This is a genomic window from Psychrobacter sp. TB20-MNA-CIBAN-0197, assembly GCF_040309765.1.
Lineage (GTDB): Bacteria > Pseudomonadota > Gammaproteobacteria > Pseudomonadales > Moraxellaceae > Psychrobacter > Psychrobacter submarinus.
The window spans coordinates 1-250 of sequence record NZ_JBEOPC010001108.1; the positions used below are offsets into that span (position 1 = coordinate 1).

Genomic DNA, 250 nt, shown 5'->3' on the forward strand with positions numbered 1-250 from the left:
GATTTTACAATTCTGGGTTTCGGCTTCCCGACCTGGAATCATGGAAGTGGCTGCCGAGATTTCCTTGAACGGCGCGGTATTGCGAAGTAATGGGGTTGGTTTCGACAGCAGTGTCACGCTGGAGGCGATTCCGCCGAAAGAGTACTCGCTGAGCGACTTTTCGTTGAGCAAGTATGACAAGAAGCAGAATCGGGGCCTGTATGAGTGGGTTCAGCACTATCATATTGGCCTGCGAGCGGATGGCAGGCAG

The 250-nt window shown here is 53.2% G+C and carries 1 protein-coding gene; it reads left to right on the forward strand.

Translation table 11 applies throughout. From position 1 onward, the window contains the following. Positions 1 to 40: 40 nt before the first annotated feature. A partial coding sequence (locus tag AAEY83_RS17355; RefSeq protein WP_351061165.1) for a hypothetical protein occupies positions 41 to 250 on the forward strand: 210 nt, incomplete at its 3' end.